Here is a 22,521-nt window from a genome sequence, read left to right as displayed (position 1 = left end):
AACCATGACGGAATGTAATAAAGTACTCGACCTGATGGGGACCAGAATCCGTCTTTATTTTAAGGGCGATCAGGCGGATAAGTGTTTGTCTGAGGCTTGTGAAATGTTAAGACATTATGAGCAGGTCTTTAGTGCCAATAATGATCAGTCTCCGTTGTCTTTATTGAAAACAACCGCAGCGAGAAAACCCGTTGTCGTGGCTCGGGAATTGTATGAATTAATCAAGATAGGAAAGGAGCATAGTCTTGACCCCAATAGTTTATTAAACATTGCCATTGGCCCTTTGATTAAGCTTTGGCGAATTGGTTTTAAAGATGCTCAGGTTCCAACTAAAGAAGAAGTTCAATCGGTTTTAGAGAGGCTTAATCCATCTGACATTGTCTTGAATGATGAGCAAAGCTCGGTATTTTTTGCCAAAGACGGGCTTGAAATCGATCTGGGCGCTATAGCGAAAGGCTACTTCAGTGATAAAATCATGAGTTTTTTCAAAGGGAAAGATTCCCTTTCTGCCATGATTGATATTGGTGGTAATCTGCTGGTTTATGGCGAATCCCCTAAAAACGGGCAGTATTGGGATGTAGGGATACAAAATCCTTTTCTGCCAAGAGGAAACTGTGTTGCTAAGGTTAAGATAAGAAATCAGTCAGTCGTCACTTCCGGTATTTACGAAAGAACTTTTGAGCACAATGGAAACAAGTACCACCATATTTTTGATAGTCACAGTGGTTATCCTGTCGAAAACAATGTGGCATCATTGACGATTATCTCTGATAAATCACTGGATTGTGATATCTACACCACCAAACTCTTTGGACTGGATCCGAGAATTATTTTAGAAACAGTCAATAACATAAAGGGTATGGAAGCAATTGTTATTACCCTTGATGGGCAGTTCGCCAGCACGCCAAACCTCAGGAATAAAATAACGATGGCTTAGGTTTTCTCGGATTGACATGTTCAATATATACGCTAATGCGTAGCAATCCACACGCGATATTCCTGGCTAATAGCTATTTATCAATGAAGAAATGCCGGTGAAGTTCCTTTTTACCTTTACTTGTAATAATCACTTCTCGGTATCCAGAGACTCTTTCTATCCAGTAATTACTTTCAAAAAAATTCAGTAGTGATGCCCCTAAGTAACCGCCAACGTGGAACTTTCTTTCGCTCCAATCTAAGCACGGACAGCATTTTTTTCGTCTGGTTTTTTCATCTAAATTGATACCTAACAGCAAGAACTTTTCATGCCCTTGTACAGTAAGATCACTTCCATCCTGCTGAATCCAATTATTTTCCACAAGGAAGTCATACAATTTAACTGCGATTTCGCCAGCCAAATGGTCATAACATGTTCTTGCTTTTAGTAGTTCTGCCGGCACTTTCGAGCGGGAGGGATTATTTATTTGAAAAGTAATGCCCATCATATTTTCAAGTAATGAAGCGATGTTGTTACTGTAAAGGCGAAAATATCTATGTCGGCCCTGAGATAAACAGGTCACCAGATTGGCTTTTAACAGGCGGGATAGGTGAGAGCTGGTTGTTGACGCAGCAATATCTGCTACCACACTTAGCTCCGTTGCTGTCCAGGCTTTTCCATCCATTAATGCGCATAAGATTTTCATTCGGGAAGCGTCTGACATGGCTGCCGCCAAGGCCGCCATATCCGTTTCCTGACTAAAGGTTGTTGATTCTATGGGCGTTATGTTTTTCTTGTTCAAATCTGGATAGCCCAATCAGTCGTTGCATCGTCAGCCAATGTATCGTTATCTGTTACCAGTATCAATCGGTTATCATGATCACTATATTGAACTATGATATTTACTCCTTTATCAGCCAGTGCTTTGGCAATTGTGCCTAGCTCTCCCGGCTGTTCCTGTTTTAATTTTCTTATGAGTGGAGATACGACGCTTTTTACTTCAATCCCGTTCTGAGTCAGAAAAAATCTGGCTTTCTCACCATCTTCAACCAAAAAATGAGCATGGCATTGATTATTAACAGTAAATACGCCACCACCTTCCAGCCCGATTCTATTTTTACCTAGTATCTCCCCAACGCGGGCTAATTCTCCGGGGTCATTTTTTAAAATTATGTGTATATCTTGCATTTTTTATCCCTTTTTATTGTGAGCTATATTCGCGGGTTGAGGTTAAAACATTAATCTTGTACCAAGAAAAAATAGAAGATTTTCCTTCGTTCTGAGCAAGCTTATGCTGCACATTTTTTTTCCAATGCTTGATCGCTTCTTCATTGTTCCACCAAGATAGCGATATAAATTTGTCTGGATTCGTTGTGCTTTGGAAGCGTTCAATTGATATAAAACCATCAATATCACTGAGTAGTGGTTTTAATTGTTCCGCTAACTGGAAATACCGGTCTTTCTTTTCGGCAACTGCCATTGCCTCAAATAATACAGCTATCATTTCTTTCCCTATCCTATGTCACTTAATTGTTGCAGGTACTATAGCTATTTGGAAAAGAGATACTTCGTTGATGACCGAAATATGGTTGTTGTATGATTTTTATTCAGGGAAGGGAGTTTGCCCACAGCAACACGGTTTGCCCATTTTATGTTGATAGTGACTACGTTTTAGTTACATCACTGCACCTATCATATGAGAGACGATTTTTATAGTGAATATATTAAATTTCGGTTTTGAGATGCAATTACATACTTATCTGCTATTAATTAATTGGGATAACTTATCATTCCAAAATATAATATTGATTGAATAGGTGATGTTATGAAAAAACTCTTAGTGCTTTGTGTCAATATCTGTTTCATGCTTGTTGTGGCAAAATCTTACGCTGCTCCATTAATTGTGGCACATGAACTACCTGCGGGGCACCCGGTTAGTCAATCGATAGATTGGTTCGCTTCTGAAGTAGATAAACGCACAGGGATGGAAGTAAAGGTTTTTTCTGATGGGAAATTAGGGAATGAAACCGCCCTGCTTAAAGCTCTTCAAGATGGAAGTATTGCCGTCACAAAGGTTGGAGCATCTCTCATTACGAACTATTCAGATGATTACAAAGTTTTAGCATTGCCTTATCTTTTCAAAGATAAGGCTCATTATAGTCAAGTTCTCCAAGGACCAATCGGCAAAAAACTCTTAGCAGAGACAAACGATAAAGGTTTCATTGGATTAGCGTTTTTAGATGCGGGATCAAGGAGCTTTTATACCGATAAGCCAATAGTAAAACCGGCTGACTTAAAAGGGTTGAAAATAAGAGTTCAAAATTCTTCGTTACCTAAAGATATGGTGAGCGCGTTAGGGGCAGTGCCAATTCCGATCGCATATAGTGAACTCTACGATGCACTGCACTCTGGGCTTGTAGATGGTGCAGAAAATAATATTCCTTCATTTTTCTCTTCTAGGCATTACGAAGTAAAAAAATATTATTCTTTCGATAAACATAGTTCTGTGCCAGATGTTTTAGTCGTATCAACAAAAATATGGGATACCATTCCGGAATCTGACCAAAGTGAAATTCGTAAAATTGCCCAAGAGATGGTTAAAGTACAGGAAGATAATTGGAGCAAATTTGTTGGTTCTGCAGTTGAAAAGTTAAAAGCATCCGGAGTTAAATTTACGGAAAGTGATATTCCTGCATTTCAGGAAGCGGTTAAGCCTGTATATGAGAAATTTATAACTGAACATCCCGGTCAGGAAGAACTGCTAAAAAATATTCAGAATCAGTAATGTGAATAGAAGAGGGCCTTTATCTATATAGAGGCCTTTTTATTTATTTTTCAGTGAGTAGCCAAGAGACCTGGTTCATTGACAGTCAATTTTGGGACGCAGTTTAACTTTGGGGGGATGGAAATGAAGTCGCTTTCTTTTAAGTTCAAGTTACTTTCTCTAGTTTTGATGATTATTGGTGTAACCATCATTACTGCGAATATCAGTGCTAATTATTTTATTAGTTACTATGTCAAAGATACGCTCTCCTCTCAGGTATCTAGTGAGATAAACTTGGTGAAAAAGATTACAAGCCAGGAAGTGAATGCAAAGATAATAATTGCTAAGTCGACCAATTTTTCACTAACACAAGTTAAGCAAGCTGCACAGCAAACTGGCTTTCATCAGGTGGTTAAAATTCAAGATGATATTGCGATGGGAGTGAATGGGTGGATAGAAGACAAAGAGTTAATTAAACGCTATAAAAATCTTATTAAACAGGCGAATGGCAAAGTTTTTGTGGATAATGTGTATTTTCAGGATAAGGCACCTATCCTAACCATAGTCGTGCCTAAAGGGGAGAATCAGGGAAATTTGTTCTTTGCTGACTTAACCAGTTTAAAGACATTGTTAGAAAAAAATCAGAAAAATGGTATGTATTTCTCTTTAATTGATAATGGCCAGAGCTCTATTTTTAATGGGATTCCCCCTGATAAAAAGGGGACAACGTTTGAAGAATTTTTTAATGTGGTTGGTCATGAATGGAACTTGAAAGGGTTTGTGGATGACGAAGTGATTACAGAAAGTACGAACCAACTGAATCACTCAATTACTATTGCTCTACTTTGCAGTGCAATCATTATTTTTCCTGTCACTATCTTACTCATTAATGTTGCATATTCACCAATAAAGTCACTACGAAAACTAGTACAGGAACTAGCCAGTGGGCAAGGTGATTTAACTCAGCGTCTGGTTGTGAATTCAAAAGATGATCTTGGTGTGATATCTGAGAGTATCAATAAGTTTATTCAGCAATTACAGCAACAAATGCTTGGTATATTAGACATAACAGAAAGCATTGATCATGAGGTTCAGAGTTTTAGAGGAAGAACTCATTCTAATGAGGAGTTGCTTAACTCTCATAAATTAGAAACAGACCTGATTGTTACTGCCATGGAAGAACAAAGTTCGAGTTCTGAGTTGGTTTCGAATAGTGCTTCGGATACAGCTAAGCAGATTCAGGCAGCTACCGATGCTGGTAATTACTCCAGAGAGTTGGTTCAAAAATCACTTCTAAATGTTGAGCAGCTTGTTGAAAATTTAAATTATACCCATAGATCAACGGAGAAAATGGAACAAGTTACTATTGATATTACGGGTGTTCTTGGGGTAATAGAAGGCATTGCAGAACAGACTAATTTACTTGCTTTAAACGCTGCTATTGAGGCCGCAAGGGCTGGGGAATCTGGTCGTGGTTTTGCTGTAGTTGCTGATGAAGTCCGTTCTTTGGCTTCTAGAACTCAGAAAAGTACCGAAGAAATCTCAGAGATGTTAACTTCTCTAAATAAAGCCTGTAATGAGGTAGCCGAGAAAGTGAAGCAAACTCAAAGCTATGGAACGATTACTTCTGAAAATACAAGCCAAGTTGAATCGTCGATCGTAGGAATGACCGAATCAATGCTGTCCATTAATGACTTGTCTGCACACATTGCTACGTCAGCCAAGGAACAAAGTCAGGTTTCGGATGAAATGAGTAAGAATATGAATTCAATACAAAGTGTGGTAAATACATTGAGTGAAAATGGTGAATTAATAACATCAGGAACTGAACAATTGAATAAATTAAATAAATCGTTAGTGCAGCTTGTTGATAAATTTAAACTAGCCTAGCCTTTGCACTTTTAGGACTGACTGACAAAATTTCGCTTTACAACAAACGCGACCTCCGGTCGCTTATGAAAATAAACCCCACAAAAAGTGGGGTTCACCTTTCCCATATATCATTCGGATAACTTAATCCGCTTTAATCTCTATTCATCCCGGTATTCGTTAATATCAGGACAGGTACAAACTAAGTGGCGGTCTCCGTATACGTTATCCACGCGGTTGACCGTTGGCCAGTATTTTGCCTGACGGGTATGGTCAGACGGAAAACAGGCCAGCTCTCTGGAATAATCGTGTTCCCACTCAGCGGACATTAAATCTGCCTGTGTGTGCGGGGCATTGACCAGCGGATTATCCTGTAAAGACCATTCACCATTTTTGACTTTTTCAATCTCTCTGCGGATGGCTATCATGGCATCACAGAAACGATCAATCTCCTGTTTGTCTTCCGACTCCGTGGGCTCAATCATCAGCGTTCCTGCAACAGGGAATGACATCGTCGGGGCATGAAAACCATAATCCATCAGGCGCTTGGCAATATCTTCCTCTGATATCCCGGTCGCTTCTTTTAACGGCCGGATATCAATGATGCATTCGTGAGCGACGCGATCATGCGTTCCTTTGTAAAGAACCGGATAGTCGTTGCTCAGACGGCTGGTGATGTAGTTGGCATTCAATATGGCCGTTTGGGTTGCCTGCTTCAGCCCCTGAGCGCCCATCATTGAGATGTAGGCCCAGGATATGGGTAAAATAGACGCGCTTCCCCAGTTTGCAGCAGAGACTGCATAGTCTGAACCATGTTCTCCGTTTTCACAGTGTCCAGGTAAAAATGGAGCCAGATGAGATTTCACACCGATGGGGCCGACGCCGGGGCCACCGCCTCCGTGAGGGATGCAGAAGGTTTTATGCAGATTAAGGTGCGAGACATCGGAGCCGATAAATCCCGGGTTGGTTAAGCCAACCTGAGCATTCATATTGGCACCATCCAGATACACCATACCACCGGCAGCATGCACCATGTCACAGACTTCGCGGACCTGTTCTTCATACACACCGTGCGTCGACGGATAGGTAATCATCATGCAGGATAAATGATCGCGGTGTTTTTCGATAAGTGACGTCAGGTGACCGATATCAATGTTACCCACCGAGTCACAATTTACGACGACTACTTTCAGTGACGCCATTGAGGCACTGGCCGGGTTCGTCCCGTGTGCTGAGCTAGGAATCAGGCAGATGTTGCGGTGCGATTCATTGTTACTTTGATGATAACGCTGAATGGCAAGCAGCCCGGCGTATTCACCGGAAGCTCCGGAATTTGGTTGCAGTGAGAAGGCGTCGTATCCGGTAATGGCGCAAAGCTGATTGCTGAGTTCAGACGCCAGTGCCTGATACCCAAGCGTTTGCTCCGTCGGGGCGAAAGGATGAATCTGACTGAATTCAGGCCAACTGACCGGCATCATTTCCGTGGCCGCGTTCAGTTTCATGGTGCAACTGCCCAGAGGTATCATCCCATGGGTCAGAGAAAAATCTTTATTTTCCAGTTTTTTCAGATACCGCATCATTTTGGTTTCGCTGCGATAAGCGCTGAAGGTCGGATGCGTCAGAAAAGGTGACGTCCGGCGGCAGCTTTCAGGAATCGCAGAAAACTCGTTTGGTGCAATATCAGCGGATAAAGTCTCGATATCATCGTCGATGCCAAACAGACTAAACAGACGGGTAACGTCTTCAATGGTGGTGGTTTCGTCCAAACTGATGCCCAGAGCATCCGGGAATTTCCTCAGATTGCAGCCCATTTGCTGTGCCCTGTGGTACAGGCTGTCGGTTTGCTCACCGGTATTGACCGTGATGGTATCAAAGAAATAGGCGTGTTTTAATTCGTAGCCCTGACTGACGAGCCCTTTGGCAAGAATGGTCGTCAGGTGGTGAACCCGGCGGGCTATTTTTTTCAGTCCGTCTGGCCCGTGATAGATTGCGTAAAAGGCCGCCATATTGGCAAGTAATGCCTGAGCCGTACAAATATTCGAAGTCGCTTTTTCCCGGCGGATATGTTGCTCTCTTGTTTGCATTGCCATGCGAAGTGCCTGATTTCCTTTCGCGTCTACCGAGACACCGATCACCCGGCCGGGCATGCTTCTTTTCAGTTTATCGCGGGTGGCCATAAAGGCAGCATGTGGCCCGCCAAAGCCAAGAGGGACACCAAAACGCTGTGCCGAGCCGATGGCAACATCCGCACCCATTTCACCGACGGGTTTGAGTAATACCGAAGCCAGAAGATCGGTGGCAACGGTCACGACGGTCTTTTTGGCCTGTGCGGCTGAGATGATATCGGTCAGATCCCGGATTTCTCCGGTGGTGCCGGGGTATTGTAATAACGCGCCGAATACGTCGTGGTCATCCAATGTTTCGACCGGGGCCACAATGACATGGTATCCGAGAAACTCTGCCCGGGTTTTTATCACGCCAATGGTTTGCGGATGCAGGGCATCGGAGACAAAATAAAGATTGCTTTTGTTTTTGCTGCTTCGTTTACTGAGCGCCATGGCTTCCGCCGCTGCGGTGGCTTCATCCAGAAGTGAGGCGTTTGCGATATCAAGACCGGTCAGGTCGATGATCATCTGCTGGAAATGAAGCAATGCTTCAAGGCGTCCCTGAGAGATTTCCGGCTGATAAGGCGTGTAGGCAGTATACCAGCCCGGATTTTCCAATACATTTCTTAAAATAACGCTGGGCGTGTGGGTGTTGTAATAGCCTTGTCCAATATAGCTGCGGTAAATTTTATTTTGCTCCGCATAGGCTTTTAACTTTGTTAACGCTGCTGTTTCATTTAATGGAGGATTAAGGTCTAACGGATTTTTAAGCCGGATGGATTCCGGAATAGTTTGTTCAATCAGTGTATCAATGGAGTTAACGCCGAGCGCACTTAACATCGCGGCATGTTCTGAATCATTCAGGCCATTGTGGCGGGTGACGAACTCAGAACCGGAATCGAGCGTTTGCAGCAGTGAAGTCATGTTTCCTTACCTATACAACGTTGAGGTTATCAATTATTCATCTTCGATGGAACTCAGATAGGCTTCTGCGTCTTTTAAGCCGTCCAGCTGACTGGCATCTGAGATTTTGATTTTTGCTATCCAGCCGGTATCGTAAGGCTCTTCGTTAATGAGCTCGGGGCTGTCTGCCAGCTCGTCATTCACTTCGATGATTTCCCCTGAAATCGGGGCATAAATATCGGAGGCGGCTTTGACGGACTCAACCAAAGAGAAATTTTCTCCGGCGTCTACGTTTTCTCCAACCTCAGGCAGTTCTACAAACACAACATCACCAAGCATTTCCTGTGCATGTTCTGAAATACCGATTGTCGCGGTGCCATCGCCATTATCTTTTACCCATTCATGGCTGTCCGTAAATTTGAGTGTCATGTCCATCTGGAAATCTCCGTAAAAAAAAGAAAGCAACAAAGTGATAACATAGCGATTCTTTACTCAACATTCAATTAAAATTTCTTATAGGAAACTTTTTTATTGCTTGGCTATGATGATTTCTGGCATGGGTGTGTTTCTTGACCGGAAAATTCATGCCACAATGCGGGTAATTCTTTTGAAAAAACAGGAAAACGATGTATGCGAAATGAGATGTTGGATGAGTATCCTTCGTTATTGCTGGCGCAGGAAACAAACGAAAAGCGTATCGAGCCGTTAAAACTGGGAGAACGGATTAAAGAGATCCGGACCAATCTGGGGCTGACGCTGGAAGAAGCGAGCCATAAAACCGGGCTGGCCCGTTCAACATTGAGTAAAATTGAAAATGAACAAATTTCCCCAACATTTCAGGCGATGCAGAAACTGGCGGGGGGATTGCAGATTGATATGCCACAACTGTTTGAACCACCTAAGAAAATTACGGCTGCCGGTCGTCGTGATATTACCCGCAATGGTCAGGGGAAACCTCACCCTACATCAACGTATGAACATGAATTGCTGGCAACTCAGTTATCAAATAAGAAGATGATGCCTTTCAAAACGACGGTTCATGCCCGTCAGTTCGACGAGTATTCCGATTGGGTACGCCATGACGGGGAGGAATTCCTTCTGGTGTTATCCGGTGAAATTATGTTTTACACCGAGTTTTATGAGCCGGTGAGTATGCGGGAAGGTGACAGTGTTTACTATGATGCAACCATGGGGCATATGTTAGTTTCCTCCAGTGAAGACGATGCAGTGATTTTATGGGTGACGGCTAAGTAGTTTACTTTAAGAAACAAGGGATTCTTTTTTCTCTTTATCTGCATGTATTTTCATCACTTCTGGCTTTGTTTCATCATTTTAGGCACTAAATTTTGTTAATGGTTGGTTATTTTTGAACTTTTGTTTATTATTGGAAACTTAAGGGACACATAAAAATAACCCATTCAATTTATGATTTTACGGAGAAAACCCATGGCTGATTTGACAGAGCAGGGCGCATTACAGAAAACCCCTTTTTATGACCTTCATATTTCTGCGGGAGCCAAAATGGTACCTTTTGCAGGTTATGAAATGCCTGTTCAGTATAAGTTAGGTGTAAAAAAAGAGCACCTTCATACCAGAAATTCGGCCGGACTTTTCGATGTGTCTCACATGGGGCAGCTATTACTCACCGGTGACGGTGCCGCTTCATTTCTAGAAAGTCTTGTCCCTGTCGATGTACTTGGTTTGCCTGCCGGAAAGCAAAAATATGCGCTTTTTACTAATGAAAATGGCGGTATTTTAGATGATCTGATGATTACGAATCTGGGCGAAAGCTATTTCATTGTGGTGAATGCCGCGTGCAAAGAGCAGGATATCTGCCATCTCCGCGCCTGTTTACCGGATAATTTAATCCTTGAAGAATTAAGCGATCGTGCATTACTGGCATTGCAGGGCCCTGAAGCCTGCCGTGTTTTGAGTGCTTTGATTCCTGACGTGTCAGACATGGTCTTTATGGATGTCATAAGAGCTACCGTTGAGGATGTGGAATGCATTATCAGCCGGAGTGGTTATACCGGTGAGGATGGATATGAAATTTCTGTCCCTGAGAGTAAAGCGACATGGCTGGCGACCAGACTGACAGAGTTTGATGAAGTGGAATGGATTGGGTTGGGAGCCCGTGATTCGCTTCGTCTGGAATGTGGTTTGTGTCTGTACGGTCATGATTTGGATCCGACAACAACCCCGGTTGAAGCCAGTTTACTGTGGGCAATCAGTCCTGTCCGGCGCAATGGAGGAGAGCGAGCCGGAGGGTTCCCCGGCCACTCGGTTATTCTGGAACAGATAGAGACAAAATCTGTGGCCCGTAAGCGGGTCGGCCTGATCGGGACAACAAAAGCGCCTGTCCGTGAAGGGGCGGAATTATTTAGCTCGGATGGGGAACTCATCGGGGTGGTTACCAGTGGCACTGTCGGACCTACGATAGGTAAACCGGTTTCGATGGGATACCTTGATTCGGATTTTGCCGCGCTGGGAACCGAAATTTTTGCAGAAGTGCGTGGTAAGAGGTTACCGATGCAGGTTGAAAAAATGCCGTTTGTCCCTCAGCGCTATTACCGTGGTTAACATACGATCAGGTTACGCCCACTTTCTTTGGCCTTATAAAGTTGGGCGTCTGCGCACTTGATGGTACTTTCCATTGGTTGATTGAGACAACAAAGCCCGCCGGAAATTGATACGGAGGGCTGTTGGGCTAATTGTTCAACCCCTGCCCGAATTCGTTCAATAATATTGGCGGCATCTTCTTTTGAATTCGTTTTCAAAATGACGAGAAATTCTTCCCCGCCGAATCGAATGGCATAATCTGAAAACCGTATTTTACTTTTTATTACAGTAGCAACCCGTCGGATAACCTGGTCGCCGATATCATGCCCGTATTTATCGTTTACTTTCTTAAAGTGGTCGATGTCTAATATGCAGAGATAATAATTTCCGTCGGTAGTGATTCTGTTTTTTATTTTACTGAGATAGTGACGGTTATTCAGGCCGGATAACTGGTCGGTGTAAGTTATCTTACTCAATGCCATTTTTTCTTTTCTTAATAAATATAAGTAATAGGTAACACCGGCTGTTATACCAAACATAAAAATGATGATGTAGAAATAAGGCGGAATAAGATCCGAGTCATCGATGATGTGCAAAACAAATACAGGTTGGTCCGATATAAATGATAATTTATGGACGATAACTGTGGTGTCTTTTATTGAAAAGGTATTATTTGGCTTATCCATGACCGATATTTCATTCCAGATCTTTGGATAAATTTCGCTTAGTTTATGGCCGGGATAAATATTTGAGCTGGAGGTGTTGTATATATAGCTGTCAGCATTCAGAAGGATTAAGTTTGGTGTGGAAAAATCACATAGAGCCTTCAGGTCCAGATTAATATATAGCTGTCTTATGGTTTTAGATTGGTGGCATATTGGTTGATATATTCGGAATTCATCGGTATTCGGATCAAATAACGTATTGGTTTTTACAGTGGAAGGAAAATGAGAGCCGCATTTGTGCGATATTTGATAGCTTGGTTTATACTCAATTGATTTTATATAATTAAAATTCTCTTTAAAACCTTTATTAAATACGCTGAATCCATAATCAGAATGATGTTTTATCAGGCTGTTAATGAGTCGTATTTTTTCTGAAATAATTTCAGACCTGAGTAACAATTGTTGTTGATAATCTTTTAGCTGATCGTTTTTTATATAACTGACCGGAGTATTAAAAAAGAAGATGATGGCAAGTGTAATGGCTAGACACTTAAGCTCCATATTGGACGATGAAGAACTGACTTTGGTCGGATATGTGAGCATTATTCATCTATCGGCTGGGTGAAACAATAAAGGAATATGCTATTACACTGATGTGACGGTTTTATGAACTACCACTCAGTATTGAGAAGATAATCAAGAAGTTTTAAGGATTGTAAAAGGTGGCACTAACAATAGAGAGAGGTTTAGTAAACCAGTAGCCCTGTAGCAGGTCCGCCTGCATATTTGTAAACTTATTCAACATGATACTGTCTTCAATTCCTTCAATGACAACGCTGATTTTTTTGGTTTTGCAAAGCTGTATTAAAAACTCCAGATATTTACTTGAGTCTTCATCAGACATCGTTTTTGTTGCAAATGTTTTATCAATTTTTATTTGATTAAAGGAAAAATCAAAGAAACTGTTGATAGAACTGAATCCGGCACCAAAATCATCCAGGGAAAGAGAAAAACCCATGTTTTTTAGTAACTTAAGTTGGTTTCTGGCGTTTTTGTTTCTATCCAGAAGGAAAGTTTCTGTCATCTCCAATACCACATTGGAAGGGGAAATACCCAGTTGAGAGGTGATTTTTCTTATGTTGTCAGGAAAGCGGGTGTTTAAAAGCTGTAAAACAGAAACATTAATATTAATGTTCACATTGGTTTGGTTTTTATCATTGTATTGTTTAATAAAAGAACAGGCCTTTTCATATACCAGATAACCTAGTTCAACAATCAGCCCTTTCTTCTCTGCCACCGGAATGAATTCATCCGGGAATATATGACCGAATTGCTCAGACTTCCAGCGGGCGAGAGCTTCAAAACTTTTCACCTCTCCGGTTTTTGAGCATATTATTGGGTGAAATTTCACCGATAGTTTTCTGTCCCGGAGAACTGTTTTCAGGTCATTTTCAATATAGAAAAACCGATCAATCCTGTTTTGTGTGCTGCCGTGGTATACCTCTATATGGGTTGAGGTCGATTCTTCAGCGTACATACAGGTGCGGGAAGCAAGACTAACAATTTCGTTACTGTCCAGATTTTCTGTTGACTGAGGGTAAATACCAAAGCTGAGCTTATTAGCGAGCAGATGACCCTGCGCGTACATTAGCTCAGAATATTCCGAAGAAGCTTCCAGACAGGCTTTAACAACAGGCGCAATAGAAACCGCCTGATTTAATAGAATGACATAGTCGCTGGCATTAACTCGGTAAAGCACGGAAGAATACGCTGAAAATGCAGATGAAGCTATTTTTAGGTTATTTACAATGTCGTTAGCTAGGCCGTTACTCAGTTCATCTGGCGTTGAGTGTATATTACCAACTTTTAAGTAGACAGTATTAAATTCGGTATTGTTTGTTTTTAATGAATCAATGTCAGCAAAAAGTTTCCGAAGATTAAATAAACCGGAAAAAGAATCATAGAAAGCCGTATTATTCAGGTAAGACTCAAGTTTTTTCTTGTCAGAAATATCCCGATGAGAGCCAACAACAAATTTTTCACCGTTTTCAGAAAGACAAATAGATCTATTTTCAATCCATACATATTCATTAGCGGATGTCAGAATCCGGTAATGGTTCGTTAGTTTCTGGCCGACTTCCAGTTGGCTCAAATCTACCCGGATTTGTATGCGGCTAATATCGTCAAGATGAACTCTCTGATACCAATCATTCAGTTTTATATTACAGGTTGTAAATCCTAGCTGCTTATAAAATTCATTGTTATACAGAGTGACGTTGCCGGAATAGTCTATGTGATAAGACCCTTCCAGACAGGTATTAAAGATATGGAGCAAACGGAACTTATGACTCTTTAACGAGTACGCATTTCGCTCGGAATTGATAAGTTTTAAATGTCTTATATTACCGTGGGTCATAATGATCGCTATGCTTACGTTAATAGAATATTTTTAGATTTTTAAAATTCGATTAACTGACTCAGATGTATGAGTTATTATTATTGGATATAGAATGATGAAATTTGACAAATTAATCAATAGTTATTCTGTCATTTGATGTTTTTTTGTGCTAGAGCAACTGTTTTTGTATAAAGAATCAAAAACAGTTGCATTGGAAAGGTTACTGATTTGTGTCGGAAGCGGAGGACAATTCTTTATAGGCTTTCGTTCCCCACAGTGGGACAGTTGAAAGGCTGTGTTTAAAACTGCCTGACGTTTCTTTTGTTGAATACGCAATGTACATCAGGGTTTGAGTTTTTTCATCATATATCCGGCGGATTTTCATTGTCTTAAAGAAAACGCTTTTTGATTTTTTAAAGACAACTTCTCCTGAGCTGGATTTATCGATGTTCTTAATCATTTCCGGTGTGATTTCTCCTGTCTGACGGCAGGCTATTGATGAATCTGAAGGGTCTGCCAGGCTTAGGTTATCCTCAATACTCGCAATATGGCAGGTAACACCGGTAACAACCGGATCTTTTAACAAATCGATTTTTATGTCCTGAGTGGTAAAGACCCCAAGGCTGACATCGCCAACTTCGTTTTTGTCACAGGCCGTGAGCGATGAAGCAATTAAAGCAATAAATGCTAATTTCTTTAACATTCTATTCTCCGAAACGATTTATCTGTACTGGTGGCTATCATACATTAATTCGGATGTCATTTCAGAGAATCACCGGCTGTGTCGAAGTTACCCGGGTATATCACTTGTCTCATTGACTGAGTATGCGTATTCTTGTGGCTGTTTATTCCAATCCGAGATACCCATGGCAGATGAAATTTCGCTAATCGTTGAAACAAAGAATGAGTGGTTACGGCATCAGATAGAGGTCGAGTTTCCGACCAAAGCCAGTCTGAAAGGTTACCATTTGCAGCTTGAACGAAGCCTGAAATGCGAAGTGATTGCCTGGACGCCATCGGAACAACCATGTCTGTGTCCCTTTGAGTTGTTTCCGGTTAATTTTCACCGGTTGACGGTGTATTTTGCGATTATGCAAAGTAAGCGGTTTGCTTTGCCTGAAGAGCAGGAAAGCATTATTGAGTTCTACACCCAGATTATTTACTCAGAACCCTGTCAGTTGTACGTCGGATTCAGGGAACAGGAGCCAGTATTTGCTTGTATGGTGACCAAAACCGGTAACCAGGTGTTGTTTTCTAATTTTGTTTCTGTGGATCCAACATATTCACTTTCGGACAATGCTCAGTTTATCTACGATTTTTTATTCGGACCGGAAATCGCTGATTGTTCAATTTATATTGAAGATTGCGACAGTTCAGACCTGTAATAACGTTTCCCTGTTTCTGCTTTTAGTTGATGGATTTCTTATTGAAAGGTATATTACGCTGATTATGTAAATGATAATGACTATCATAAGCGTTATTGGTGTAGGTATGATTCTTAAAATAACAATGTCCATTTTGATTGCAACGATTTCGGCTTACGTATGTGCTGAGCCGGTTACGATCCATCATCAGTTGGGGAACACTCAGATTAACGACACACCGCAACGGGTTGTTGTTCTTGGTGTCGGACCTCTGGATGCTTTAGACAGTTTTGGTATTAATCCGGTGGCGGTCACTAAATTTTCCGGTACGCCTGACTATCTGTCCAAATATGAAAGTGAGCAATATCCTTCCGCCGGTTCGCTCTTTGAACCCGATTTTGAAAGTATATACATGCAAAAGCCGGACTTAATTATTATCGGTCCGCGTAGCGCTAAAAGTTATAAAGAGTTGTCCGAAATTGCACCCACGGTGGTTTTCTCGAATGATATGGATAAAGGTTACTGGAGTAGTACACAGCAACAGTGGCGGAATTTAGGAAAGATATTTCATATAGAGCAAAAAGTTGAAGATAAAATAAAAAAAATCGATGCAGAATTTAAACAGATAAAAACGTATAACGAAAATCATCAGGCATCGGCGATGACCATTATGTCGGTTGGTGGGAAAATATCATCTTTTGGAAAGCTGTCTCGTTTTTCATCGATATATGATGATTTTGGTTTCCGGGAAGTCTATCAGACAAAAAAAGAGGGTCCTCATGGCGATCTGATTTCTTACGAATTTATTCAGGGAAAAAATCCCGATATTTTATTTATTATTGATAAGGACAAACTGGTCAATCATGGTCAGAGTCATAGCAAAGAAAATTTTAATAATGCGTTGATTCAATCAACGAAGGCCTATAAAAAAGGCCATATTGTCTATCTTGATATCAATGCCTGGTATGTATCCATTGCCGGAGTACGCTCAACAGAGCAAATGATCCGGGACATAAAACAAGTTGTCCGTCATAACTAACCCTACAGAGTCCTTCTTTTGAAAATTATCACTACTATTTTAATTTTACTTGGGCTGTGCTCTCTGTTTATTGGCGTCGGCTCGATGACGTTGTACGGGTTGATATCGGGTGATGAGCCGATGTGGAATTTAATGATTGCCAGCCGGATTCCGCGATTAGTCGCTATTTTGCTTGCCGGTGCCGGATTGAGCATTGCCGGTCTTATTATGCAGCAAATCAGTCAGAACCGGTTTGCCTCACCCTCAACGTCCGGAACTATCGAAAGTGCGTTATTGGGTTATGTGCTTAGCCTGGTTATTTTTGGTAATGGTCAGAGTATTTGGTTTATTTTTTTAACGGCTATTGCCGGAACATTAATATTTGTTTTTTTTATACAAAATATCCAGTTTAAAAACGCGGTTTTTGTTCCGTTGGTCGGTATCATTTTTGGCAATGTTATCCGGTCAGTGGCGATATTTCTGGCTTATCGTTTTGATGTTATTCAGAATTATTCGAGTTGGAGTGTCGCTAACTTTTCTACCATTCTTGAAGACAATTATGAATTGTTATACCTCGCTGTGCCCATTGCTGCATTTAGCTATTTGTATGCAGCCCATTTATCCGCTGCAGGTATGGGAAAAGATTTTGCCATCAATTTAGGCCTTAGTTATACACGGGTTGTTGTAATTGGCAGTGTACTTGTTTCTATGACCTCTGCAGTTGTTGTGATGATCGTTGGGCAGTTGCCATTTCTTGGATTGATTGTGCCTAATCTGGTGTCATTTTTTTATGGCGATAATTTGCGGAAAAACATTCCTCTTACCGCGATTGCCGGTGCGTTAATCGTTCTTTGTTGTGATATCGCCGGGCGGTTGGTTATTTTTCCTTATGAGATGCCGATTTCTTTTATTATCAATATATTCGGTGGCGTATTGTTTGTGCTGTTTATAATTAAAGGACGCCTTAATGAAAGATAGCGCGAAAGTTGTGGTTCTTGTGGTCGCTTCTCTGGTGGTGATGGCATTGTTTATCGGAATTGGCTTAACACCAGGTAATTATGAATTTTTTCTTGCGCGACGGATACCAAAAGTTCTGGCCATTATTTTAGCTGGTATCGCTCTGGCATTGTCATCGTTATCTTTTCAGACTATCACTCATAACCGTATTTTGACGCCAGGCGTTATGGGATTTGATTTTCTCTACCAGTTTACTCAGGTTTTGCTAGTGATGATATTTGGCGGACTGAGCAGCTTTGTGACTGGTGCATACTGGAATTTTTCTTTATCGGCGTCAGTTATGCTGGTGTTTTCCTTTCTGTTATTTGCTTTTTATTTCCGAAGTGGCAAAGGAAACTTAATTACCCTCCTTTTGTTAGGTGTTGTGATTGGGCAGGTCTTTAACAACATGACATCTTTTCTCGTTGTTTTGATGGACCCGAACGATTTTGCATCGGTTCAGGCGAATTTATTTGCCAGTTTTAATCATGTTAATGTCAATCTGGTTTATTCTGTTACGCCATTGCTGCTCATTACCTCCTTTTTGTTATTCCGGATGAATCCTATTTTCGATGTGTTCTGGCTGAATCGGGATAATGCGGTCAGTCTGGGAGTAGATGTCCAAAAGGTGACCCGTAACACCCTGCTGCTGATAGCTGTGCTTATTTCGATATCTACCGCGTTAGTCGGACCAATTTTGTTCTTTGGCGTACTGGTTACCAACCTGACCAGAGAGTGGTTTCAGACATACAGACACAGTGTTTTATTAACCGGTTGTTCTGCAATGTCTGTATGTTTTCTGTTAAGTGGCCAATGGCTGGTTGAGAAAGTATTTAACTTCGATACAACGCTAAGTGTTGTGATTAATTTTATCGGAGGGATTTATTTTCTGACGTTACTAATGAGAAATAAAGTGGTGTAAAGATGATAAGCGTTTTAAATTTAACAAAACAGTTTGATCGTCAAACCGTTGTTGATAATGCTACTGTTTATTTTGAAAAAGGGGAAATTACCTCAATTATTGGTCCTAACGGTGCAGGTAAAAGTACTTTGCTATCGATGGCATGCCGACTTCTTAACAAAGATAAAGGTGAAGTCTGGATTGATGGTAAAGAACTGGTCGAATGGGATACAAAAGCTTTAGCGAAAAAGTTATCGGTTTTACGACAGTCTAACTCATTGTCAATGCGCTTTACTGTCAGAGAGTTAGTCTCATTTGGGCGTTTCCCGTACTCAAAAGGCGGATTGACAGCGGAAGATGTACAGATAGTTGACCGTTCCTTAGCGTATCTGAAGATTGACGATATTCAGGATAAGTTTTTGGATCAGCTCAGCGGTGGTCAAAGACAACTGGCATTCATTGCCATGGTGATTGCTCAGGATACGGATTACATTTTTTTAGATGAGCCTTTAAATAACCTGGACATCAGACATTCTTTACAGATCATGAAAACAATAAAACGTCTGGCCCATGAACTGGGGAAAGCCGTCATTATTGTGATTCATGATATCAATTTTGCTTCGTGTTATTCCGACTCCATCGTTGCGCTGAAAAAAGGGCAAGTCGTTGTTTCCGGAAAAGTCGATGAAGTGATAGATTCAATTATTTTGAGTGAAATATATGAAACTCCTTTTAATGTAATTGAACACGATGGGAAAAAAATGTGCCTGTATTACGCATAATGTTTGCTCTTCCATATACTTTAGAAAGCAACCCTCTAACGGGTTTATAAACTTTCTAAAGTGCTCATTCCTTTATTAATGACTAAAAATTAATCATTAAAGCAATATATTCAACTTTTGTTGAATGAGAAGCCATAGATTTACCTAATTTTGTTGAAAACAGCAAATTTTTGTTCAAGATCAATAAAAAATGTTGAATAGGTCTCAAAGAATTAAAAGAAAGTTGAAAGATTCAAAAATTATTGAATAATGGTTAGTACAGGAACAAGAAGTTTAGAACTTCATCATTTACCCAAAAAACAGGATATCGTCTCATGTCGAACTCACTAGTGTTGGTCATTAATTCAGGAAGTTCATCTCTTAAATTTGCAGCAATTGATGCCGAAACTGGAGATGCCATTATAAGTGGTTTAGGAGAATGTTTTGGTCTTCCAGAAGCTGAAATAAGTTGGAAATATAATGGAGAGAAAACGGCTGAAGCTATTCCTGCCGGCGGTGATCATCATCAATATGCTTTCGGACGCATTGTTAAATTACTGGATTCACTTGATTTATCATCCAAATTTGTAGCGGTAGGGCACCGGGTTGTTGCTGGTGGTGAATCTTTCAAAGGTACTGTGAAACTGGATGAAAAAGTAGTAGAAGAAGTGGCTCGTTTAGCAGAGCTTGCTCCTCTTCACAATAAAGCAAATGCAGCGGGTATGGTCGCTGCGATGGAAGTTTTCCCAAGCTTACCTCAGTTTGCTATTTTTGATACCGCTTTCCATCAGACAATGCCTCCTAAAGCATATATCTACGCATTACCATATGAACTATACAAAGAACATAAAATTCGCCGTTATGGCGCGCATGGCACAAGTCATTTTTATGTTAGCCGGGAAGCAGCAAAAATGGTGGGTAAACCAGCTAACGAAGGTAGCTTTATTACCGTCCACCTTGGTAATGGTGCCTCTATCTCTGCGATAAAAAACGGAGAATGTATTGATACCAGCATGGGGCTGACTCCTCTTGCCGGTGTGGTTATGGGAACCCGTTGTGGTGACCTTGATCCAAGTGTTATCGAATTTTTAATGCGTAAAGGCTGGGATCAGGAAAAAATCTTTACAACGTTGAATAAAAAGTCCGGCTTACTGGGTATTTCCGGTAAAACAAGTGATATGCGCGGTATTCTTGAAGCGGTGGAAGCCGGTGATGAAGCTGCAAAACTGGCTTTTGATGTATTTACTTACCGTGTTGCTAAATACATTGGTTCTTATATTGTATCGGTAGGTGAAGGTTTGGATGCCATTGTATTTACCGGTGGTATCGGTGAAAACTCAATGCCTGTCCGTCATGCCGTTCTTGATTATCTGAAAGTGTTTGGTTACGTAGAAGATGAAAAAGGAAACGAAGCGGCCCGCTTTGGTGCTTCCGGTCAGATTGCCAAATCTGAACTGTTTAATTCCGTTGCTTTAGTTATACCAACAAACGAAGAGCTTGTTATTGCGAGAGAATGTGTAGAAAGATTATAATTTTTTCCCGTTCCTCACTTTGATAGGTTTAAAATACCGCTGCCAGGTTGGGAGCGGTGTTTTTGTGTTTGTCATTTAATTAATGATGGATTAATAAAATGACACGCTAGTTTGTTATTCTTAATGAATATGCTGAATTAGCTTAACGGTTTCGATTATCTGTCTGCTTAGTTTATTTTTCTTTTTAAAGATCAAAACTAAGTGAGCGATGAATGTAAAATGTTTTAGCAAGTCGCTTATTTTTATCAGTTGTTGCCAGACTGTATCCGGAACACTTTCTTTCCATAATAGTAATGAGTTGATTTTTTGGTCTTCCGTTATGCTGGAAATACGGCATAAATCCATCAATAGCATGAAAATATCGCGGGCTATTTGTTGCTCTGTTGCATTTAATATCGATTCTTCAAAATCCAGAATACTTAATTCATTCTTTTCATTAATGACAATATCTCTGAGAGCAGGGCGACCGTGAGCAACATTATTCGTATGCAGTTTTGCAAATGCTTCAAATAAGTGATCTAAGGTATTTTGATCGATTCTTTCCGGATCGATATTATTAAGGGGTTTTCCTTCATCAGAAGTAACAAAAAAACCAGGGCCTTCGTATTCTATATGAGGAACCCGTACATTCATTTCATCAAGATAACGTAATACACATTTCTCATGCTCAAAGCGTTCATAACTGTTAAGGACGGCTTTGGTTTCGAAGAACGAAAATTTATTGAATCTGGCAAGAAATGCAGAAACTTTTCTGATGATATTATTTTTATCTTCCCCTGATATTTTCAACCAGTAGGTATGTTTATTTTCTTTAATCTTGATAACACCACCAGAGGTGTTGTCCGAGATTAATTTATTACATGTTTCTGCAAGCATAATATTATAGTGGTTATGTTTTCTTTGTGATTTTAAAAAATGCAAGTCGTATATTCAATAAATTTATGACAAATTGATGAAAATTTGAGGTTATACCTCATGATTTTATAAGAAAAAGGATAAATTCCCCATTTTAGTCTGAATATTATAATAGACTTAAGACGTGTCAGGTTAGTTTACGTCTTGGTGAACGACCTGACTTTTGATGAATTTTCCGGTGTTATCGGCAAATTTAATTTCATATTACAGGGATACGGGATCTCAAGGAGTTAATCAATGAATAGCAGTTCGTCTCTGGCAGCGAAAGATTCATCGATAGAAAATTCGTTAATTTGGCCGATTTTTGAGGTCTTAAAATCATCTGGAAATGCATGGAAAGTTCATATTTTATCGGCCCATTTGAATAGGCTGGGTTATATCCCTGAGTTGGATGCTGCTCCTGAAAAAGATGTATTTAAGCGTAATTTTTTGATTATGAATGCGTTATATCAGCTTCAGGAAATTCTGATCCCTGAATACTGGCTGCAGGTTGAGGCAATGAATATCCAATTATTTTTTTATCGTCATACTTCATCACATGCTATTGATTCAGCCGATCCCCTGAGAGAGTATTATCTGGAATGGAGCAATTATGAAGCTTCGGAAGGTGAAGTGAAACGATTACTCAATCAATTTTGGGAACACTATCAGTCCTATATCGGTGGTGTTTCTGATAATGTCGGCCTGACACGCAAAAAGGCGCTGGAACTATTTGAACTGGATGATTTTGCAACTCCGGCAGAAATCAGAAAGCGTTGGCGTAAACTGGCTCTGAAATGGCATCCTGACCGGGATGGGGGAAACAGTGATACGTTCCGTATGTTATGTGAAGCTTGGAATTTACTAAGAATATAG

Annotated in this window: 21 protein-coding genes; 12 read left to right on the top strand and 9 right to left on the bottom strand. The window is 40.6% G+C overall.

All coding sequences use genetic code 11. The features are described from left to right. The first annotated feature begins 4 nt into the window (after positions 1-4). Positions 5-937: an FAD:protein FMN transferase gene (locus LRQ06_RS19720; RefSeq protein ID WP_232768751.1), complete on the top strand. Its 933-nt coding sequence runs from the start codon at positions 5-7 to the stop codon at positions 935-937. A 73-nt stretch (positions 938-1,010) separates the two neighbouring features. Here the strand turns inward: LRQ06_RS19720 and LRQ06_RS19715 are convergent, their stop codons facing one another. The 3 genes from LRQ06_RS19715 to LRQ06_RS19705 are packed head-to-tail and all read right to left on the bottom strand — an operon-like array spanning position 1,011 to position 2,420. Continuing rightward, positions 1,011-1,661: an ArsR/SmtB family transcription factor gene (locus tag LRQ06_RS19715; RefSeq protein ID WP_232768750.1), complete on the bottom strand. Its 651-nt coding sequence runs from the start codon at positions 1,659-1,661 to the stop codon at positions 1,011-1,013. A 53-nt stretch (positions 1,662-1,714) separates the two neighbouring features. After that, the gene (locus tag LRQ06_RS19710; protein ID WP_232768749.1) at positions 1,715-2,104 is read right to left on the bottom strand and encodes an amino acid-binding protein; all 390 of its coding nucleotides are present in this window, start codon (positions 2,102-2,104) and stop codon (positions 1,715-1,717) included. Positions 2,105-2,117: 13 nt separating this feature from the next. Next, positions 2,118-2,420: an antibiotic biosynthesis monooxygenase family protein gene (locus LRQ06_RS19705; RefSeq protein WP_232768748.1), complete on the bottom strand. Its 303-nt coding sequence runs from the start codon at positions 2,418-2,420 to the stop codon at positions 2,118-2,120. A gap of 321 nt (positions 2,421-2,741) precedes the next feature. On the opposite strand from LRQ06_RS19705, the gene LRQ06_RS19700 reads away from it, so the two are divergent. Together LRQ06_RS19700 and LRQ06_RS19695 are read left to right on the top strand one after the other, a co-directional pair. Beyond that, positions 2,742-3,701, top strand: a complete 960-nt coding sequence (locus LRQ06_RS19700) for a TRAP transporter substrate-binding protein (protein ID WP_232768747.1) — start codon at positions 2,742-2,744, stop codon at positions 3,699-3,701. A 117-nt stretch (positions 3,702-3,818) separates the two neighbouring features. Further along, positions 3,819-5,570, top strand: coding sequence for a methyl-accepting chemotaxis protein (locus LRQ06_RS19695; protein WP_232768746.1), 1,752 nt, complete (start codon positions 3,819-3,821; stop codon positions 5,568-5,570). A 140-nt stretch (positions 5,571-5,710) separates the two neighbouring features. On the opposite strand, the gene gcvP is transcribed toward LRQ06_RS19695, so the two are convergent. Next, entirely contained in the window at positions 5,711-8,578 is a 2,868-nt protein-coding gene (gene gcvP / locus LRQ06_RS19690; protein ID WP_232768745.1) for an aminomethyl-transferring glycine dehydrogenase, read from the bottom strand. Positions 8,579-8,611: 33 nt separating this feature from the next. Continuing rightward, complete coding sequence (gcvH, locus tag LRQ06_RS19685; RefSeq protein WP_232768744.1) at positions 8,612-8,992, bottom strand: glycine cleavage system protein GcvH; 381 nt, start codon at positions 8,990-8,992, stop codon at positions 8,612-8,614. Positions 8,993-9,187: 195 nt separating this feature from the next. On the opposite strand from gcvH, the gene LRQ06_RS19680 reads away from it, so the two are divergent. Then, positions 9,188-9,811 carry a helix-turn-helix domain-containing protein gene (locus LRQ06_RS19680; RefSeq protein ID WP_232768743.1) on the top strand — a complete coding sequence of 208 codons (624 nt, stop codon included), beginning with the start codon at positions 9,188-9,190 and terminating at the stop codon, positions 9,809-9,811. Between the two features lie 192 nt (positions 9,812-10,003). Continuing rightward, on the top strand, positions 10,004-11,137 hold the full coding sequence (gene gcvT, locus LRQ06_RS19675; protein ID WP_373054843.1) for a glycine cleavage system aminomethyltransferase GcvT: 1,134 nt from the start codon (positions 10,004-10,006) through the stop codon (positions 11,135-11,137). On the opposite strand, the gene LRQ06_RS19670 is transcribed toward gcvT, so the two are convergent. The 3 genes from LRQ06_RS19670 to LRQ06_RS19660 all read right to left on the bottom strand — a co-directional run bounded on the left by LRQ06_RS19670 (position 11,134) and on the right by LRQ06_RS19660 (position 14,882). After that, positions 11,134-12,384 carry a GGDEF domain-containing protein gene (locus LRQ06_RS19670; RefSeq protein ID WP_232768742.1) on the bottom strand — a complete coding sequence of 417 codons (1,251 nt, stop codon included), beginning with the start codon at positions 12,382-12,384 and terminating at the stop codon, positions 11,134-11,136. The genes gcvT and LRQ06_RS19670 overlap by 4 nt on opposite strands. A gap of 103 nt (positions 12,385-12,487) precedes the next feature. Continuing rightward, positions 12,488-14,197 (bottom strand): GGDEF domain-containing phosphodiesterase, encoded by a 1,710-nt coding sequence (locus LRQ06_RS19665; protein ID WP_232768741.1) that lies wholly within the window; start codon positions 14,195-14,197, stop codon positions 12,488-12,490. A gap of 202 nt (positions 14,198-14,399) precedes the next feature. Beyond that, positions 14,400-14,882: a CreA family protein gene (locus LRQ06_RS19660; RefSeq protein WP_232768740.1), complete on the bottom strand. Its 483-nt coding sequence runs from the start codon at positions 14,880-14,882 to the stop codon at positions 14,400-14,402. A gap of 163 nt (positions 14,883-15,045) precedes the next feature. Here LRQ06_RS19660 and LRQ06_RS19655 point away from each other — a divergent pair, with 163 nt between their 5' ends. From LRQ06_RS19655 to LRQ06_RS19630, 6 genes are all read left to right on the top strand, one after another. After that, positions 15,046-15,564 carry a flavodoxin gene (locus LRQ06_RS19655; RefSeq protein ID WP_232768739.1) on the top strand — a complete coding sequence of 173 codons (519 nt, stop codon included), beginning with the start codon at positions 15,046-15,048 and terminating at the stop codon, positions 15,562-15,564. A 106-nt stretch (positions 15,565-15,670) separates the two neighbouring features. Further along, positions 15,671-16,582: a siderophore ABC transporter substrate-binding protein gene (locus LRQ06_RS19650; RefSeq protein WP_232768738.1), complete on the top strand. Its 912-nt coding sequence runs from the start codon at positions 15,671-15,673 to the stop codon at positions 16,580-16,582. Between the two features lie 18 nt (positions 16,583-16,600). Beyond that, positions 16,601-17,539, top strand: coding sequence for an ABC transporter permease (locus LRQ06_RS19645; RefSeq protein ID WP_232768737.1), 939 nt, complete (start codon positions 16,601-16,603; stop codon positions 17,537-17,539). Beyond that, positions 17,529-18,479, top strand: coding sequence for an iron chelate uptake ABC transporter permease subunit VctG (vctG, locus tag LRQ06_RS19640; protein WP_232768736.1), 951 nt, complete (start codon positions 17,529-17,531; stop codon positions 18,477-18,479). The genes LRQ06_RS19645 and vctG overlap by 11 nt, the downstream gene beginning before the upstream one ends. A gap of 2 nt (positions 18,480-18,481) precedes the next feature. After that, positions 18,482-19,240, top strand: a complete 759-nt coding sequence (locus LRQ06_RS19635; protein ID WP_232768735.1) for an iron ABC transporter ATP-binding protein — start codon at positions 18,482-18,484, stop codon at positions 19,238-19,240. Positions 19,241-19,554: 314 nt separating this feature from the next. Continuing rightward, on the top strand, positions 19,555-20,751 hold the full coding sequence (locus LRQ06_RS19630) for an acetate/propionate family kinase (RefSeq protein WP_232768734.1): 1,197 nt from the start codon (positions 19,555-19,557) through the stop codon (positions 20,749-20,751). 120 nt (positions 20,752-20,871) lie between these two features. On the opposite strand, the gene LRQ06_RS19625 is transcribed toward LRQ06_RS19630, so the two are convergent. Then, complete coding sequence (locus LRQ06_RS19625; protein ID WP_232768733.1) at positions 20,872-21,627, bottom strand: BUD32 family EKC/KEOPS complex subunit; 756 nt, start codon at positions 21,625-21,627, stop codon at positions 20,872-20,874. Positions 21,628-21,903: 276 nt separating this feature from the next. Between LRQ06_RS19625 and LRQ06_RS19620 the strand changes: the two genes are divergently transcribed. Beyond that, the gene (locus LRQ06_RS19620) at positions 21,904-22,521 is read left to right on the top strand and encodes a DNA-J related domain-containing protein (RefSeq protein WP_232768732.1); all 618 of its coding nucleotides are present in this window, start codon (positions 21,904-21,906) and stop codon (positions 22,519-22,521) included.

The organism is Vibrio salinus, from assembly GCF_021272385.1.
Lineage (GTDB): Bacteria > Pseudomonadota > Gammaproteobacteria > Enterobacterales > Vibrionaceae > Vibrio > Vibrio salinus.
Note: the sequence above shows the minus strand (reverse complement) of the source record. Positions and strands in the feature narration are given on the sequence as shown.

Excerpts from the sequence above, each read along its gene's own strand:
- LRQ06_RS19670 (WP_232768742.1), bottom strand. The coding sequence starts at position 12,384 with ATGCTCACATATCCGACCAAAGTCAGTTCTTCATCGTCCAATATGGAG.
- LRQ06_RS19630 (WP_232768734.1), top strand. The coding sequence starts at position 19,555 with ATGTCGAACTCACTAGTGTTGGTCATTAATTCAGGAAGTTCATCTCTT.
- gcvT (WP_373054843.1), top strand. The coding sequence starts at position 10,004 with ATGGCTGATTTGACAGAGCAGGGCGCATTACAGAAAACCCCTTTTTAT.
- LRQ06_RS19720 (WP_232768751.1), top strand. The coding sequence starts at position 5 with ATGACGGAATGTAATAAAGTACTCGACCTGATGGGGACCAGAATCCGT.
- LRQ06_RS19635 (WP_232768735.1), top strand. The coding sequence starts at position 18,482 with ATGATAAGCGTTTTAAATTTAACAAAACAGTTTGATCGTCAAACCGTT.
- LRQ06_RS19660 (WP_232768740.1), bottom strand. The coding sequence starts at position 14,882 with ATGTTAAAGAAATTAGCATTTATTGCTTTAATTGCTTCATCGCTCACG.
- LRQ06_RS19650 (WP_232768738.1), top strand. The coding sequence starts at position 15,671 with ATGATTCTTAAAATAACAATGTCCATTTTGATTGCAACGATTTCGGCT.
- LRQ06_RS19705 (WP_232768748.1), bottom strand. The coding sequence starts at position 2,420 with ATGATAGCTGTATTATTTGAGGCAATGGCAGTTGCCGAAAAGAAAGAC.
- LRQ06_RS19695 (WP_232768746.1), top strand. The coding sequence starts at position 3,819 with ATGGAAATGAAGTCGCTTTCTTTTAAGTTCAAGTTACTTTCTCTAGTT.
- LRQ06_RS19625 (WP_232768733.1), bottom strand. The coding sequence starts at position 21,627 with ATGCTTGCAGAAACATGTAATAAATTAATCTCGGACAACACCTCTGGT.
- LRQ06_RS19710 (WP_232768749.1), bottom strand. The coding sequence starts at position 2,104 with ATGCAAGATATACACATAATTTTAAAAAATGACCCCGGAGAATTAGCC.
- gcvH (WP_232768744.1), bottom strand. The coding sequence starts at position 8,992 with ATGGACATGACACTCAAATTTACGGACAGCCATGAATGGGTAAAAGAT.
- gcvP (WP_232768745.1), bottom strand. The coding sequence starts at position 8,578 with ATGACTTCACTGCTGCAAACGCTCGATTCCGGTTCTGAGTTCGTCACC.
- LRQ06_RS19665 (WP_232768741.1), bottom strand. The coding sequence starts at position 14,197 with ATGACCCACGGTAATATAAGACATTTAAAACTTATCAATTCCGAGCGA.
- LRQ06_RS19655 (WP_232768739.1), top strand. The coding sequence starts at position 15,046 with ATGGCAGATGAAATTTCGCTAATCGTTGAAACAAAGAATGAGTGGTTA.
- vctG (WP_232768736.1), top strand. The coding sequence starts at position 17,529 with ATGAAAGATAGCGCGAAAGTTGTGGTTCTTGTGGTCGCTTCTCTGGTG.
- LRQ06_RS19620 (WP_232768732.1), top strand. The coding sequence starts at position 21,904 with ATGAATAGCAGTTCGTCTCTGGCAGCGAAAGATTCATCGATAGAAAAT.
- LRQ06_RS19680 (WP_232768743.1), top strand. The coding sequence starts at position 9,188 with ATGCGAAATGAGATGTTGGATGAGTATCCTTCGTTATTGCTGGCGCAG.
- LRQ06_RS19715 (WP_232768750.1), bottom strand. The coding sequence starts at position 1,661 with ATGGCGGCCTTGGCGGCAGCCATGTCAGACGCTTCCCGAATGAAAATC.
- LRQ06_RS19700 (WP_232768747.1), top strand. The coding sequence starts at position 2,742 with ATGAAAAAACTCTTAGTGCTTTGTGTCAATATCTGTTTCATGCTTGTT.